The sequence below is a fragment of the Acinetobacter kanungonis genome (assembly GCF_009939195.1).
Classification (GTDB): Bacteria; Pseudomonadota; Gammaproteobacteria; order Pseudomonadales; family Moraxellaceae; genus Acinetobacter; species Acinetobacter kanungonis.
The window spans coordinates 375,341-390,483 of the sequence record NZ_JAACKC010000002.1; the positions used below are offsets into that span (position 1 = coordinate 375,341).

Sequence of the window (15,143 nt, forward strand, 5' to 3'; positions counted from 1 at the left end):
GAGAAACATTCATGGCTCGTTATATTGGTCCAAAATGCAAACTCTCTCGCCGCGAAGGGACAGACCTGCAATTAAAATCTGGCGTTAAACCATTTGACGTTAAGACTAAAAAACATGCTAAAGCTCCTGGCCAACATGGTCAAAGCCGTGCAAAACAATCTGAGTATTCACTACAATTACGTGAAAAACAAAAAGTACGTCGTATGTACGGTGTTTTAGAGCGTCAATTTAGTAACTACTATAAAGAAGCTGCTCGTGTTAAAGGCGCAACAGGTGAAAACTTGTTGAAATTGCTTGAAAGCCGTCTTGATAACGTTGTTTATCGCATGGGTTTTGGTTCTACACGTGCAGAAGCTCGTCAGCTCGTATCTCACCGTAGTGTTACTTTGAATGGTCGTCGTGTTAACATTGCGTCTATCCAAGTAAAAGCTGGTGATGTTATTGCAGTTCACGAAGGTGCTAAACAACAATTGCGTATCAAAAATGCAATTGAATTAGCTGCTCAACGTGGTATTCCTTCTTGGATGGAAGTTGATCATTCTAAGCTGGAAGGTACGTTCAAAGCTGCACCTGATCGTTCTGATTTACCTGCTGAAATCAACGAAAGCTTGATTGTAGAATTGTATTCTAAATAATCCTTGAGGTAGCAATATGACGCGTACTGCAAATGAGTTTCTAACTCCGCAAGCGATCAAGGTCGAAGCGGTAAGCGGGACCTCGGCAAAAGTTATTCTAGAACCATTAGAGCGTGGCTTTGGTCATACTCTTGGTAATGCTTTACGTCGCATCCTTCTTTCTTCTTTACCTGGCGCAGCTGTGGTTGAAGTTGAAATTGAAGGTGTCGAGCACGAGTACAGTACCTTGGAAGGCTTGCAGCAGGACATCGTCGAGCTCTTGCTGAACCTGAAAGGATTGTCTATTAAGCTGTTCGATCAAAATGAAGCTTATTTGACATTAGAGAAACAAGGTCCTGGCGACGTAACTGCCGCTGACCTTCGTTTACCTCATAATGTTGAAGTGGTTAACCCTGAACACTTGATCGGTACTTTAAGTGCAACTGGCTCATTAAAAATGCGCCTTAAAGTTGCTCAAGGCCGTGGTTATGAAACTTCTGATTCACGTTTCCCAGAAGGCGAAACTCGCCCAGTGGGTCGTTTACAGTTAGATGCTTCTTATAGCCCAATCAAACGTGTGTCTTACATCGTAGAAAATGCGCGTGTAGAACAACGTACTGACCTTGATAAGCTGATCATTGATCTTGAAACCAATGGTACAGTTGATCCTGAAGAAGCAATCCGCAAAGCGGCAACAATCTTGCAACAACAAATTGCAATTTTTGTTGATCTTCAGAAAGATCAAGCTCCTGTTGCTCAAGAACCTCGTGAAGAAGTTGATCCAATTTTGCTTCGTCCAGTAGATGATCTAGAGCTTACTGTTCGTTCTGCGAATTGTTTAAAAGCAGAAAATATTTACTACATTGGTGATCTTGTACAGCGCACTGAGGTTGAGTTGCTTAAAACTCCTAACCTTGGTAAGAAATCGCTTACTGAGATCAAAGATGTTCTGGCTTCTAAAGGCTTACAACTCGGCATGCGTTTAGAGAACTGGCCACCAGCTAGTCTCCGTATGGACGATCGTTTCGCCTATCGTAGCCGTTAATTTAGTAGGACTATCACCATGCGTCATCGTAATAGTGGTGTGAAATTAGGCCGTACAAGCAGTCATCGTAAAGCGATGTTCCAAAACTTGGCTAATTCTTTGTTCGAACACGAGTTAATTAAAACTACTGTTCCTAAAGCTAAAGAATTACGCCGCGTTGCTGAGCCTTTAATCACTTTAGCTAAAAACGATACTGTTGCAAACCGTCGTTTAGCGTTTGCTCGTACTCGTTCAGCAGCAACTGTTGGTAAATTATTTACCGTTCTTGGCCCTCGTTACAAAGAGCGTAACGGCGGTTATCTACGTGTTCTTAAAGCGGGCTTCCGTGCGGGTGATGCTGCACCGATGGCTTACGTTGAACTAGTAGATCGCGAAGTTAAATAATTTCGTAGAGCTATTCAGTTGTTCTTAAAAAAGGTCGGTTTTTAACCGACCTTTTTTAATGTCTGTTGTTAGACAAGATTTAATGATGTCCCGAAATGACACGTTTTAATAGCGGTTTTAATTAAACTTGACATTGATCATTGTCAGATATGTGCTTTAATAAAAATGTATTATCAGTCAGGTTATAAAAACAACATGGAAAAGCAAATTGATATATTGATTGTGGGTGCTGGCATTTCAGGTATTGGGCTAGCGGCACATTTATCCAAAAACAATCCAAATCGTTCTTACGAGATTATTGAACGTCGCGAGAGTATTGGTGGGACATGGGATTTATTTAAATATCCTGGGATCCGTTCTGATTCGGATATGTCTACTTTTGGCTATAATTTTAAGCCTTGGCAGCAATCCAGTGTGTTAGCTGATGGTGCTGCAATTAAAGGCTATTTGTCCGAGGTGGTAGATGAGTTTAATCTCTCTTCTAAAATTCACTTTCAACATAATGTTATTTCAGCCAATTACGATAATGAGATTCAGAAATGGGTGGTTGAAATTGAAGATCATAAGAAAAAGAAACAGACTTGGGTGGCGAATTTTATTTTAGGCTGCACAGGGTACTATAACTATGAGCATGGCTATCAGCCTAAATTTCCTGACCAGCTCGAATTTAAGGGTGAGTTTATTCATCCACAGCATTGGCCTGAAAAATTAGACTATCGTGATAAAAAAGTCCTCATTATTGGCAGTGGTGCAACGGCAATTACTTTGGTACCTGCGATGGCGAAGGGTGGGGCTGCACATGTAACGATGTTGCAACGTTCGCCAACCTATATTGCATCTGTACCTTCAGTTGATTTTGTTTACGATAAAATGCGGAAATACCTACCCGAAGATGTCGCTTATAAATTGACCCGTGCCCGCAATATCGGTATGCAACGGGGTATTTATGCGCTTGCACAAAAGCAGCCAAAATTACTGCGTAAATTTTTATTGAAGTCGATCGAAATGCAGCTCAAAGGTAAGGTGGATATGAAACACTTTACCCCAAGCTATAATCCGTGGGATCAACGTTTGTGTGTGGTTCCAGATGGGGATCTGTTCAAGATTTTGCGTTCTGGGCAAGCCAGTGTTGAAACGGATTTAATCGAGAAGTTTACCGAAACAGGAGTGTTACTCAAGTCTGGTAAACATCTGGATGCAGATATTATTGTGTCGGCGACGGGCCTAGACATTCAAATTCTAGGTGGAATAAAAGCCACTTTGGATGGTCAGCCGATTGATACCTCGAAACATATGCTTTACCAAGGTGTCATGGTCAGTGATGTTCCGAATATGGCCATGATCATTGGGTATATCAATGCTTCTTGGACTTTAAAAGTCGACATTGCAGCAGATTATATCTGTCGTTTGATTAACTATATGGATCAAAAAGGCTATGTACAGGTGATTCCACAAGGGGATCAGACTGAATTGCTGGAAGATACGGTCATGGGCAGTCTGACTTCGGGGTATATTGCCCGTGCAGCCAACGTGATGCCTAAACAAGGCAAGCATGCACCTTGGAAAGTCACCAATAATTATCTTGCAGATCGAAAAACCTTAAAACATGCGAGTTTTGAAGATGCTGTCTTAAAATTCCAGAAAGCACATCCGCACGATCAACGTAAACCTAAATTAGTGTCATAGTCTGAGTCATAAATCTAAGTAATAAATCTAAGTCATAAAAAAGGAGCACATCGCTCCTTTCTTATGGGTTTGGTTTTATAGGGTTCGTGAAATCAGTTCTTTCATAATTTCATTGGTTCCCGCATAGATTCGATTGGCACGATGATCGATATAGGCACGGGCTATTGGATATTCCAGCATGTAACCGTATCCACCATGCAGTTGTAAGCATTCATCCACCACTTTGGAGTACATCTCTGAAATTTTGTATTTCGCTGCCGCCGCAGCATCAACTCCGAGTTGCCCTTGAAGTTGCTGTTGCATACAACGATCAAGGTAAGTGCGACAAAAATCAATTTCGGTACGCAGCTCCGCTAATTGAAACCGAGTATTCTGGAAAGAAGCGATAGGTTTGCCAAATGCGTTGCGCTGCTTGGTGTATCGCACAGTATGCGCAAAAGCCGCTTCTGCACCGGCCTGACAAATAATTGCCACCAGCATACGTTCCCATGCCAGTTCCTTCATCAGCATCATAAAGCCCATGCCTTCAGCACCCAGCAAGTTGTGCTTGGGTACACGGACATCATCAAAGAACAACTCGCAGGTATCCTGACCTTTCATGCCAATTTTATGCAGGGGCTTGCCTCTGCTGAACCCTGCACCATCTGCTTCAACCATGATGAGAGACAGATTGGCTGAGCCTTTGTCACTATGACCTGTCTTACACACCACGATAGCCATATCGCACAGGTAGCCATTGGTAATAAAAATCTTGGAGCCATTAATGACAAATTCATCACCATCAAGGACTGCTGTAGTTTTTACCGCTTGCAAATCTGAGCCTGTGCCTGGTTCTGTCATGGCAATCGCTGTCACGGTGTCACCCGTTGCCATTTTGGGAAGCCAGTACTGCTTTTGTTCTTCATTGCCAAAATTCAAAATGTAGTTGGCGACAATGTCGGAATGCAGGGAAAAGCCAGTTGCGGAGTCCATGGCATAGGCCTGCTCTTCAATCAGAATCATGCTGTAGAGACGATCAACTCCTGAACCACCATATATTTCTGGCATGGTGGCGCAGAGTAAACCGAGCGCACCCGCCTTGTTCCACAAATCACGATCAACATGTTGTTGTTGTTCATATTTTTCAGTATTGGGAATCACTTCCTGTGTATAAAATTTACGTACAGTTTCACGAAATGCTTCATGTTCTTCAGTGAACAGTTGGCGTGGTAGCATCGGGTCGAGCGGGCGAATAGCACCAGATTGCATGATGTTGAAGTCCTTGAATTATAATTGTGCGTACGAAGTTAAAAGATCTGTTGGGCGTTGGGCAATGTGAGCAATGCTCAATTCCATAATAAAAATGGTAGATTTGGTCATTCAGTGGAAATGTGCTCGAAATTGGCCAAATGATTCGGTTAAACTAGGGCAATTCTGTTCGGCCTAGGGGAATATAATGAGCGAAGAAATGACGCTTGAAGAACGCAAAGTGATTTACCGTGCACGTCGTGGATTAAAAGAAATTGATGTGTATTTTGACCCATATGTTCGTAATTATTATTTAAATGCTTCTCCTGAAGAAAAGGCATTATTTGCTGAATTGGTCGATCAAGAAGATCCAGATTTATTGGATTGGTTTATGGAAGTGGGTGAACCGCCTCGCGCTGAGATCAAGACGTTTATTCTTAAATTAAAGCATTATGTTCATGGCTAATACAGCCTATTATTTGAAACGCAGTCGCGTGGCGATTGTGTTTCAAATCTGTATTTTAATCCTCATTCTCAGTGTAGTTTTTATCTTATTACCACTTTGGTTAGCTTGTATCGCTCTAGTGGTTGTATTGCTCTCATTTTGGCGACAGTTGCAACGCGCCACTGTATCTTATTTTGAACCTTTCTCCTTAGATGAATGGTCGGTTGCTATCACCGATCAGCAGGTGGAGCGCATGCAACTCCTGCGCGTGGTGGATCATCACTGGTATATCGTGCTTTATTTCCAGCAGCAACAACGCTGTAGCTATGTGATTTGGTATGACCAACTGAGCTTGGCTGATTGGAAAAGACTTAAATTATTGGCAAAAATGCTCTAATTGTCAGACACCTGATGGTATGTCTGATTTCATTAAAATGATAAAAATCAAAATATTATATATACTTTAACTTATTCCTGTCGGACAGGAACTCAATATATTGGCATAAAGTATAAATTGTTAGACAATTTTAGCGCTTCCAACTGCATTTTCTTTGTACATTAAAATCACCAAACAGCAGACGAGGAGATCAGTATGATTTTTCCCACGTGGATGTTTCTGATGATGGCGATTGTTTTGGCAATTGTTATAGGACGATTAGGAACGGTGCTGAAGGATCGATTTGCACAAACATAAAGCCCTTCGGGCGTTCATTTAATAGGTAGCATGTGCTGAACCGTCGCAATGCTACTTTTTTTTGCCCAAAATTTAATAATCCTGCTTTTCCAGTCAATTTTTCTCTTTATTTTTCATGGCAAAGTAATGCTTTGAATTAGAGTAAATACTCTTTTCTTCAAAATTCGCTTCTGCTATGTTTACTGCGAAGGACACAAACAAAAAATATAGAGGACAGGAAGATGTCGCAAGTCCAGAAAATTTGCCAAGGTATGGCGATTTTAATGATTACAACAACCGTATTTACAGGGTGTTCGCATGTGGTGAAATCAGGTGCTAATGTCGCTTTAGGATTTAGTGAAAAACATATTGTACCGCCCATTTTAGCCATGGATGATGCGGATATGGTCTGTAACTCAGGTACTGCCTTAACCCCAGCCATCATGTCGACCCAAGATATGGGTGCAGACCCGACCCGTATTGCCATTTTACTGTATTCCGCTGCGGGAACATGCGCTGAAAATCATGCTTTGGATGCCGAGCTGCGCTATTTACGTGCATCCAAATCGGGGCAAGTTACCGAAGCTCAGGATGCACGAATTGAACAAAAGCGTTGGTCAGCAGTAGCGGCACAGCGTCAGTATGCGGGCTATCAACTGTTAGAAAAGCGCTGGCAAGCCAAATACCAGCAAGCTTTGGGTGAAAGTTGTCCGAAGATGAAAAGTGACATTGATCAGACCGTATATTTACTGGGCATGCTCAGTGGTTTGCAAGCCATGACCAATGACATTAACTCAGGAGGTGCAGTCAATGTACCGAAAGACATCGCTGCGATCGTTGAGCGCGGGATGGTCTGCTTGAACAATGAAAAGTTTTGGGGCGCGCCAGAGGCGACTCGTGCAGCAATCTGGACATTACTGCCAGGTGCAGGTGATGGTAAACCAGATCCATACCAAACCCTTAAACAATCAATGCAAATTGGCGAACAAAAGGGGGTACGCTTACCTCATGCCTTATATGCGGTTGCCGCGCAAGCCAGTGGCGATGATGCCAAAATTCGTGATGCCTTAAAGCAGTTTGCTGCTGCACGTTCGGATGAAAAGCCCGTTAATCCTCAGTTCAAGCTGATTGACAGTATGGCTGCCAGTATGGTGCAAGGGATTTCTGATCGTTACTGGACAGAACATACGGGCAAACGTACAGGTGATGGCGGGATGCGCCAATTCTGGGATGAGCAGGATGACAGTGCAGGTTTGGATGATCTGTTTGATGCATCAGAAGATACCGCCAGTAGCACTAAACAATAGCCAAGGTCGAGCCTGCGAATAGCCGCAATGGAATTTCTGCTGAGGTAGAGGGAGATGCTAATGAATGATCCATATGTTGCTCGAAAAGTGCTGTTTATCGCAGGGGTTGCTTCAATCTCTGCCAGCCTACAGATTTTTGCAGACTACTTTATTTATTGGCGCCCAGATCTGTTGGCGCAATTTTGGCGCCTTTGGACTGCACATTGGGTGCATGTCGGATGGATTCATTATCTGCTCAATATGCTGGCCTTTGCCTGTTTACCTTTTATTTTTCCGCATGTACGCGTGTGGAAATTTGCAGCATTGCTGCTTTTGCTTCCAGTCTGTATCAGTCTGAGTTTTTATTATGGCTTTCCTGATATTGAAGCCTATGCAGGACTGTCAGGTGTCTTGCATGGGGCTTATGTTGCCGTGGCGTTGATTCATCTTAATTATGCCCATGAACGTAAATTTGCGGCAGGCGTGTTGGGGCTGATTATATTGAAACTGATTTGGGAAAATACCTTGGGGAATACTAGTACTGCCGAATTGATAGGCAGCCCTGTTTTGGTCGAAGCGCATTTGTTGGGTGCGATTTGGGGCATGCTGTTGGCCGCAGTGTATTTTCCTTTTCATTTAAGGCTGTTGAAGCCAAACAGTTGACATTTTAAGCAGAAAGAAAACAAAAGCAGTCATTTTTTTCAGTCTGAAAGTCATGCAGAGTGAAGTTGAAAAATAAAGATAGCAACAGAATATGGAGATGTTCTGTGCAGAGAGATGTCTACATCATCATTGATGATGAGTAAAATAAAAATAGGAACGCATATGTACGATGCAGGACAGAAACGGTCTGGATTAGACCTGTTTAAATATATTTGGACTGAATGGATCTCCGCCTTTGTGATTTTGGTGTTGCTGGTTTTAACACTGATTATTGGCACAGGTGAAATGATTCATGGACAATTATTGCGTATGGGGGAAAGCCTGTATGGCGACCCTGCCAAAGGCATGCAATATTCTTTCTTAAGAGCAGAACCGAGCAAACCCGATTGTAACCGTCATCCGAATGTGGATGCATTGGTTCAAGCACAAATGAAAACCAATGCAGCAGATGAGTTTGCCGATATTTTTGGTACGGCTTCAGAATCGGATGTCAGGGCTTCAATTCTTGCGGCACAAAATTTATGTGAAGAAAAATATCAGTTCTACGATAAAGCCATGCAACACATGCAGGCACATCCAACCTTAAGAACCTACCGTACCGTGGAAACCACCTTCTTTGGGGTGTTTAAGTTTGGGAGTGAAAATCGCGCCATTTTACTGGTGTTGATGGTGGTATTTGCAGCCATCAGCGCAACCCTAAAAACCCATCATATTGGTTTGCGTAGTCCTGCGACTAAAATTGATTTTAGGGTATATAGCCTATTTATGCTGGTGGCAAATGGCTTTTTAGTGGCATCCAGTTTAAGCCAGTATCATTCTGTCCAGAACTCAGGTGTACCGATGACGGGTGAAATGTTCAGTATTTACTGGATGTGGATTACGTTATTTGGTTTGCTGACCTTGATTAGCCTGTTTCAATTATTTAAACAGCCTGTACTGACCAAAGAGGGCGGGCGCTTGGGCATGGCATTTTTAAGTGTGCCTTTATATGCCTATATGGCGGTGATTACAGGTGTTGCCTTTACCTTCTTTATGGACTACCCAATGGGACAAGGGATTTACTTGGGGCAACTGGTCGAGTTCTCCAGTATCTTCCTGAATCTTGCGCTCTTTATCTGGGCGGGGATGTTGTTAAAGCAAACCCGAATTGTGGATTTATTCCTGAATATTTTGCGTCCATGGAATCTGGCACCTGAAACCTTAACTTGGCTCATTCTAATTGCGGCGGCATTACCAACCGCCTATACCGGTGCCTCAGGGATTTTCGTGATTGCGGCTGGAGCAATCATTTATAAAGAAGTCTGGAATGCGGGAGGGCGCCGTCAATTTGCTTTGGCAGCAACAGCGATGTCGGGTTCTTTGGGTGTGGTATTAAGACCGTGTTTATTGATTGTGGTAGTGGCATCACTGAATAAGGAAGTCACGACAGACTGGCTGTATCAATACGGTAGTTATATATTCTTGTTAACATCGACCCTGTTTTTAGTGGTGTCGTTGTTCCTCGCGGAACAGAAGTTCCGGATTGCACCTTTGCATCTTGCAGCGCCTAAATCTGTCCGCGCAATTGCACCTGTTTTGCCTTATATTTTAATTTTTGTGCTGATCTGGTTGTTTTATAAATATGCCTTATCGACAGATCTGAATGAATTTACTGCACCTGTGATGATGCCGATCATTCTGCTGGTTATGGTGTTGTTTGATAAATTACGTCATGAACCTGCTCCGATTCAAGCGGTCGGACATTGGGATGAAACGCTGGATTTAAATTATGCATCATCGACTCAACCTGCGATGGCGGGTGCTGATTTATCTAATACCGCGGAATATCGAGAGGGGATTTATACAGAGCAAGTGGCAGATGAGCTTGCTGTCAATCATGCGGTGCAACATTCAGAAAAGTTAGATCCGATGCGCCAAGTGGGTTTCTGGAAATCGTTGCATATTTCGACCAGTGAGACGGTTGGGCATATTGGGGCATTGGTCATTCTCATGGCATTATCGGTCAGTGTCGGGGGCTTCTTGGAGCGGATTGAAGTCATGAGTATGTTCCCAACGGATATTGGGAATATTTATTTAGTAATTACGATGATTGTGGCGCTGATGATTGTGGTCGGCATGATTATGGATCCGTTTGGTGCTGTGATTTTAATTTCAGCGACGGTTGCTCCAGTCGCTTATCAGTATGGCATTCATCCTGTACATTTCTGGATGATTACCTTGATTGGTTTTGAATTAGGTTATGTGACGCCGCCTGTAGCGCTGAATCATTTGCTGGCGCGTCAATCGATTGGTGATGCAGAAGTCGCTGAAGCGGATGCAGAAGTTCGACATGCGTCTTTTTACTATCGCTATGAACGATGGATCTTGCCACTCTTGGTATTATTCCCAGCCATGCTGATTATTGCTTATGTGCCTTACTTGTTTAAATTGTTTGGTTGGTATCATTAAGCGACTTGAATAATAGATAAAGCACCTTCGGGTGCTTTATGTTTTTTGGCGTTGTTGAAATAAAGGACTACAAAATAGGATACCGCCCAAGATCAAACTGAAACCAATGAGGCTGTAGTGGTCAGGTACTTCCTGCCAGAAAATGTAGCCCCAAGATCCTGCAAAAATAATCGCAATATAATTCACGGGACCAATCTGACCAGCAGGTGCCAATTGGTAGGCTTTGGACATGAAAATCTGGCTGATGTTCGCCAATACGCCTGCGGTAATTAAAAAGCTGAGTTCATGCAGCGTATAAGGTCGCCATAACCAGAACATGGGAAGCATGGAAATAAGCGTACCAATCAAGCAGAAGTAAAATACAATCCGTTCAGGTGGCTCGGTACTGGTCAGCGCACGCACGGTGACAAACGCCATGGCGGCTAAAAAGCTCGCGATTAAGCCAATCAGGGAAATCTTGTTGAAGAGTCCTGAGTCTGGTTTTGCCACAAACAAGACACCCGCCAGACCAATGGCAGCGGCCAAGAGCATGGAATGGGTAATTTTTTCTTTTAAGAACAGCCATGCAATCAGTGGAATGAAGATGGGAGAGGAATAAGTAAATACCATGGCATTGGAGAGTTTTAAATGCGCAATGGCATAGAAAAAGCCGTACATGGCAATTAGACCGACCACTGCACGCCACGTGTGCATCCAGATTTTATGGGTCTTAAAAAAGCCCAGACCTTTATTGAATATGATCGGCAGAAAGACGAATAAGCCAATAAAATTGCGGAAAAAGACAATGGTCGGATTATCGACGCTATAAGAGGCATAACGAATACAGACGCCCATCAGCGAAAATAAAAAGGCAGACAGGGTCAGAAAACCAAGCGCCTTGACCAGATTGCGATTGGTTGGGGAGATGTTCATGCGAAAATTCGGCATAGTCATAGACGAATCTATTCTAGCCGAATTTTAAGCAGTCGGTTATTGAGCTTGTGCGAGTTGTGCTTCGAGTAACTTAATTTGTTCCTCTTTCAACTCAATCAGGTCATCTGCATCATGATGTTGTGCTTTCAGCATTTTTTCTTGATCATTCAGTTGCGTCTGAATGTCATCCAGTTTGGCAATTTCTTCTTTTGCCAATGCTGCATTTTTTGGTACATCTTGTTTCAGCAGGCTTTCATCGACCAATTGGATTGGCGCATCAGCACTAGCTACTGTTGCCGTAGATGCTGCCGTTTCAGCGGCAGGAGCAAGTGCTTGAGCTGCTGGTTTTGCTGCTGCACGCACGACTGGCTGCTCTAGCTCATGTTTTGGTTGCGAGGAAGTCATCCATTGGTAGGCAAGAAAAATAGCCACCACAGCAAGCAGTCCTGCAATGATCCCCATTAAAAGTTTTGAATTTTGTCTTTGATCTAACGTCATGACTTGAACCTTGTGGTTATTCAGGCTGACGAGGTTTAAATTGAATGACCCCAATTTCGTCTGGATATTCAGGCTCAGCAGGTTCGACATGGGTCGGACGCTTTTCTGCATATTCACACTCTATACATTCAATCCACTCGTCATCCACAGTGATGATCTTAACCACACGATCTAAAGCTCCGCATTTGGGACATTTTGCGCCTGCGATAAACTGTCTTTTCATGTCAGTTAATAACACCCTGTGAACAATAATGACGTAGTTTAAGCGCTTTTATCGGTGTTCGTCCAACCCTGATGGCGTAATAATGCGTCTATTTTTGGCTCGCGTCCGCGGAAATTGATAAATGCATCAAGCGCTGTATCTTTTCCGCCAACTGCTAGAATAAACTGTCGAAACTCTTTGCCAGTCTGGGTATTGAAAATCCCTTCTTGTTCGAAGCGATCAAAGGCATCACTGGCTAAAACTTCTGCCCATTTATACGAATAATAACCCGCTGCATAGCCGCCTGCGAAAATATGGCTGAAGCTGTGCTGGAAACGGTTATAAGCTGCTGTCGGGACAACGGCATAGTTTTGACGAATCTGATCTAAAGTCGTTTGAATACCCGCTGCATTTAATGCAGGCGTGGTGCGGTGAATATTCAGATCAAACAAGGCAAATTCGATTTGACGAAGAGTTTGCATGCCTGACTGGAAGAAACGCGCATCGAGCAACGCTTTGAGCAAAGATTCAGGGAGCACGTCTTTGCTTTCAATGTGCTCGCTCAGTAAATCGAGGCTTTCTTTGTCCCATGTCCAGAATTCCATAAACTGACTTGGCAGCTCTACTGCATCCCAAGCCACGCCATGCGTGCCTGCCACAGAAATATGATCGACTTCGGTCAACATATGGTGCAAGCCGTGTCCAAATTCATGGAACAGGGTGGTCACTTCATCATGGGTCAGTAAAGCCGCTTGTCCTGCAACAGGTGGGGTAAAGTTACAGACCATGTAGCAAATCGGTTTTTGTAGACCTTGTGCGGTTTGCATGCGTGAACGGAAACCACTCATCCATGCGCCACCGCGTTTGCCATTACGGGCATACAAATCAAAATAGAAACCACCGACGACGTTGCCTTGATCTTCAAGTTCAAAATATTGTGCATCGGCATGCCAGACAGGTGCTGCACGCTGTACAACTTGAATGCCATACAGACGTTCAACAATGCTAAATAAGCCTTGTACAATTTTCGGTGCAGGGAAATACGGTTTTAAATCTTCCTGAGACAGATTGAATTGCTGAACTTTGAGTTTTTCAGAGTAAAACCCTGTATCCCACGGTTCGAGGGTGCCAATCCCGTCTTGCGCTGCAATGGCTTTTAGTTCGGCAATTTCCTGCTCGGCAGGTTGGCGGGCATGTTCTGCTAGCTCAACCAAAAAGTTGGCCACGGTGTCGACATCGGGTGCCATTTTGCTGGCGAGGGACAGTTCTGCATAGTTGTTAAAACCCAGTAATTGTGCCATTTCCTGACGTAAGCTCAAGATTTCTTCCATCACCGCGGTATTGTCAAATTCAGCTTGTTCTGCCTGATCTGAAGCACGGGTGGTGTAAGCCCGATACAATTCTTCACGTACTGCACGATCTTCGGCATAGGTCATGATCGCCAAATAGGCGGGAATGTCTAAAGTGGCAACCGCTTGTTCAAGCTCACGTTGCTGACCATATTGTTTTAACAGTTCAACGCTGCTGTCGGGTAAGCCTTTTAGTTGATCTTCGTTCAAAGGTTTGAAATAGGCTTGTGAGGCATCCAAGACATGGTTGGAGAAGTCGGAAGACAGTTGAGAGAGTCGCGCTGAAATCTCAGCATAGCGTTTTTTCGCTTCACCTACTAAGGCAACCCCAGAGAGTTTGAAATCTCGTAATGCTAGCTTGATGGCGCTTTGCTGTGCCGCAGGCAGTTGATTAAATTCTGTCGAATCTTGTACTTGCTGATAGGTTTGGTACAGCACGGTGTGTTGCCCGAGCGCAGTGTAATATTCACTCAGTGCAGGGAGCAAAGACTGATAGACCTCACGAGTTTCAGTATTGTTCATGACCGCATTTAAATGAGACAGTACCCCCCAAGATTCGCTCATGCTATTTTCAAGTTCATCGACTTGGCTCAAGACTTGAAGTTGAGCAGCATGCTGTTCAGGGACGGCTGTGAGTTCGGCTAAAAATTGCTGACCGTGTTGAATGGCTTGTTCGATTTGTTGTTTTAATTCGCTAAGTTGAATTTGATCAAACTGAGGAACAGGTAAAGTTGCTTGATCTAAGAGCATGTGCATTCGCCATTTCATTTTAAACTTAATCTAGATGTAGGGATTGTTGGCAGGGAAATCAAGTTTTTATTGTGGGAGTTTGCTGTTCGGCAGTAAATTCTGCCCAAGAGGCAAAGGATTGATCAATTTGCTGAGGGATATACAGGACTTTGGCAAAGTTACGGGTCATGCATTCGGTATCCAGAATTTCGCCACTTTTATATTTTTCTTTACGATGCCGCCAGATTTCATTCTGACGATAATAGTCAGAGCCAATTTTTAAAAAGGCATGCTGTTGTTCAAACACATGATAGACATAACCCAAATCTACCGAGCAGCGCAGTTCCCCCTCCAGACATTTGTCGCTAAACCATAAGCGGATTTGAAAGGTATGCGGGGTCGGATTATAAAATTGATAATCAATGTAATTGTAAAAGATGGCCGCGCCACTGCCGAAAGGTAAAACCCGTCCTTGATCGGGGAAGGGATCAAAGGAATGCTGCGCACGTTGTTTCACCTGAAGTGGGCTATGCAGCACCAGCCAATGGATCAGATTGGCAATTTGGCAGATACCTCCACCAATCCCGCCACGCGCCTGACCAAAACTCAGTTCCATGCCCTCGACATAGCCTTTGGCGGCTGTGGGTTGCCCCACCAGTTGGCAGAAAGAAAAGGTCTGTTGGGGATGAATGAGAATGCCTGAAATACAGGGGCTGGCAATTTTCAGGTTGATGACTTTGTTGTATTGCCAGTGTTGTTCGCTGTCTCCTAATTTTCGAATCAAGACCGATTGATGTTTTTTCACCCGATAGGGCAAGGGTGTAGAACATTTCTCTTGGGCATAATCTTGACCATCGGTTTTCCATTGCCAATAGCGCAGCGCCCGTCGGGTACGGGTCGATAAAAAGTAAAGCAGGGGATGATATTGGCTAATCGGTTTAGGGATCAAACGTCGAATAATGGTCATGATTTTATATAAAAA

Annotated in this window: 15 protein-coding genes; 9 read left to right on the forward strand and 6 right to left on the reverse strand. The window is 43.7% G+C overall.

The genetic code is table 11. The features are described 5' to 3' along the window. Nucleotides 1-11: 11 nt before the first annotated feature. The 4 genes from rpsD to GWK51_RS06015 all read left to right on the forward strand — a co-directional run bounded on the left by rpsD (nucleotide 12) and on the right by GWK51_RS06015 (nucleotide 3,729). Entirely contained in the window at nucleotides 12-635 is a 624-nt protein-coding gene (gene rpsD / locus GWK51_RS06000; RefSeq protein WP_100241831.1) for a 30S ribosomal protein S4, read from the forward strand. 16 nt (nucleotides 636-651) lie between these two features. Beyond that, complete coding sequence (locus GWK51_RS06005; protein ID WP_016168586.1) at nucleotides 652-1,659, forward strand: DNA-directed RNA polymerase subunit alpha; 1,008 nt, start codon at nucleotides 652-654, stop codon at nucleotides 1,657-1,659. A gap of 18 nt (nucleotides 1,660-1,677) precedes the next feature. Next, the gene (rplQ, locus tag GWK51_RS06010) at nucleotides 1,678-2,043 is read left to right on the forward strand and encodes a 50S ribosomal protein L17 (RefSeq protein ID WP_004974746.1); all 366 of its coding nucleotides are present in this window, start codon (nucleotides 1,678-1,680) and stop codon (nucleotides 2,041-2,043) included. 195 nt (nucleotides 2,044-2,238) lie between these two features. Continuing rightward, complete coding sequence (locus tag GWK51_RS06015) at nucleotides 2,239-3,729, forward strand: flavin-containing monooxygenase (RefSeq protein ID WP_161933033.1); 1,491 nt, start codon at nucleotides 2,239-2,241, stop codon at nucleotides 3,727-3,729. Between the two features lie 75 nt (nucleotides 3,730-3,804). Here the strand turns inward: GWK51_RS06015 and GWK51_RS06020 are convergent, their stop codons facing one another. Continuing rightward, on the reverse strand, nucleotides 3,805-4,977 hold the full coding sequence (locus GWK51_RS06020; RefSeq protein ID WP_161933034.1) for an acyl-CoA dehydrogenase family protein: 1,173 nt from the start codon (nucleotides 4,975-4,977) through the stop codon (nucleotides 3,805-3,807). A 187-nt stretch (nucleotides 4,978-5,164) separates the two neighbouring features. On the opposite strand from GWK51_RS06020, the gene GWK51_RS06025 reads away from it, so the two are divergent. The 5 genes from GWK51_RS06025 to GWK51_RS06045 all read left to right on the forward strand — a co-directional run bounded on the left by GWK51_RS06025 (nucleotide 5,165) and on the right by GWK51_RS06045 (nucleotide 10,471). Continuing rightward, on the forward strand, nucleotides 5,165-5,422 hold the full coding sequence (locus GWK51_RS06025; RefSeq protein ID WP_100241829.1) for an FAD assembly factor SdhE: 258 nt from the start codon (nucleotides 5,165-5,167) through the stop codon (nucleotides 5,420-5,422). Continuing rightward, the gene (locus tag GWK51_RS06030; protein WP_161933035.1) at nucleotides 5,415-5,798 is read left to right on the forward strand and encodes a hypothetical protein; all 384 of its coding nucleotides are present in this window, start codon (nucleotides 5,415-5,417) and stop codon (nucleotides 5,796-5,798) included. Before GWK51_RS06025 ends, GWK51_RS06030 begins: the two co-directional genes overlap by 8 nt. Nucleotides 5,799-6,316: 518 nt before the next feature. After that, nucleotides 6,317-7,381, forward strand: coding sequence for a hypothetical protein (locus GWK51_RS06035; protein WP_100241827.1), 1,065 nt, complete (start codon nucleotides 6,317-6,319; stop codon nucleotides 7,379-7,381). Between the two features lie 60 nt (nucleotides 7,382-7,441). Then, nucleotides 7,442-8,023 (forward strand): rhombosortase, encoded by a 582-nt coding sequence (rrtA, locus tag GWK51_RS06040; RefSeq protein ID WP_161933036.1) that lies wholly within the window; start codon nucleotides 7,442-7,444, stop codon nucleotides 8,021-8,023. A gap of 162 nt (nucleotides 8,024-8,185) precedes the next feature. Continuing rightward, nucleotides 8,186-10,471, forward strand: a complete 2,286-nt coding sequence (locus GWK51_RS06045; RefSeq protein ID WP_161933078.1) for a TRAP transporter large permease subunit — start codon at nucleotides 8,186-8,188, stop codon at nucleotides 10,469-10,471. 36 nt (nucleotides 10,472-10,507) lie between these two features. On the opposite strand, the gene GWK51_RS06050 is transcribed toward GWK51_RS06045, so the two are convergent. From GWK51_RS06050 to GWK51_RS06070, 5 genes are read right to left on the reverse strand one after another with little or no spacing between them, the layout of a single operon-like run. Beyond that, nucleotides 10,508-11,383, reverse strand: a complete 876-nt coding sequence (locus GWK51_RS06050) for a DMT family transporter (protein ID WP_161933079.1) — start codon at nucleotides 11,381-11,383, stop codon at nucleotides 10,508-10,510. A 57-nt stretch (nucleotides 11,384-11,440) separates the two neighbouring features. Further along, a complete protein-coding gene (locus tag GWK51_RS06055; RefSeq protein WP_161933037.1) occupies nucleotides 11,441-11,881 on the reverse strand; it encodes a hypothetical protein in 441 nt (146 codons plus the stop codon). 16 nt (nucleotides 11,882-11,897) lie between these two features. Next, nucleotides 11,898-12,104: a YheV family putative metal-binding protein gene (locus tag GWK51_RS06060; protein ID WP_161933038.1), complete on the reverse strand. Its 207-nt coding sequence runs from the start codon at nucleotides 12,102-12,104 to the stop codon at nucleotides 11,898-11,900. Nucleotides 12,105-12,142: 38 nt separating this feature from the next. After that, nucleotides 12,143-14,182, reverse strand: a complete 2,040-nt coding sequence (locus GWK51_RS06065; RefSeq protein WP_161933039.1) for a M3 family metallopeptidase — start codon at nucleotides 14,180-14,182, stop codon at nucleotides 12,143-12,145. Nucleotides 14,183-14,240: 58 nt separating this feature from the next. Continuing rightward, nucleotides 14,241-15,128: a VanW family protein gene (locus GWK51_RS06070; protein WP_161933040.1), complete on the reverse strand. Its 888-nt coding sequence runs from the start codon at nucleotides 15,126-15,128 to the stop codon at nucleotides 14,241-14,243. Nucleotides 15,129-15,143 lie beyond the last annotated feature (15 nt).

Bases quoted from the DNA above. Each gene is read 5' to 3' on its own strand.
- GWK51_RS06050 (WP_161933079.1), bottom strand. From the start codon at position 11,383: ATGAACATCTCCCCAACCAATCGCAATCTGGTCAAGGCGCTTGGTTTT.
- GWK51_RS06025 (WP_100241829.1), top strand. From the start codon at position 5,165: ATGAGCGAAGAAATGACGCTTGAAGAACGCAAAGTGATTTACCGTGCA.
- GWK51_RS06030 (WP_161933035.1), top strand. From the start codon at position 5,415: ATGGCTAATACAGCCTATTATTTGAAACGCAGTCGCGTGGCGATTGTG.
- GWK51_RS06005 (WP_016168586.1), top strand. From the start codon at position 652: ATGACGCGTACTGCAAATGAGTTTCTAACTCCGCAAGCGATCAAGGTC.
- GWK51_RS06045 (WP_161933078.1), top strand. From the start codon at position 8,186: ATGTACGATGCAGGACAGAAACGGTCTGGATTAGACCTGTTTAAATAT.
- rplQ (WP_004974746.1), top strand. From the start codon at position 1,678: ATGCGTCATCGTAATAGTGGTGTGAAATTAGGCCGTACAAGCAGTCAT.
- GWK51_RS06060 (WP_161933038.1), bottom strand. From the start codon at position 12,104: ATGAAAAGACAGTTTATCGCAGGCGCAAAATGTCCCAAATGCGGAGCT.
- GWK51_RS06055 (WP_161933037.1), bottom strand. From the start codon at position 11,881: ATGACGTTAGATCAAAGACAAAATTCAAAACTTTTAATGGGGATCATT.
- GWK51_RS06065 (WP_161933039.1), bottom strand. From the start codon at position 14,182: ATGCTCTTAGATCAAGCAACTTTACCTGTTCCTCAGTTTGATCAAATT.
- rrtA (WP_161933036.1), top strand. From the start codon at position 7,442: ATGAATGATCCATATGTTGCTCGAAAAGTGCTGTTTATCGCAGGGGTT.
- GWK51_RS06015 (WP_161933033.1), top strand. From the start codon at position 2,239: ATGGAAAAGCAAATTGATATATTGATTGTGGGTGCTGGCATTTCAGGT.
- GWK51_RS06070 (WP_161933040.1), bottom strand. From the start codon at position 15,128: ATGACCATTATTCGACGTTTGATCCCTAAACCGATTAGCCAATATCAT.
- GWK51_RS06035 (WP_100241827.1), top strand. From the start codon at position 6,317: ATGTCGCAAGTCCAGAAAATTTGCCAAGGTATGGCGATTTTAATGATT.
- rpsD (WP_100241831.1), top strand. From the start codon at position 12: ATGGCTCGTTATATTGGTCCAAAATGCAAACTCTCTCGCCGCGAAGGG.
- GWK51_RS06020 (WP_161933034.1), bottom strand. From the start codon at position 4,977: ATGCAATCTGGTGCTATTCGCCCGCTCGACCCGATGCTACCACGCCAA.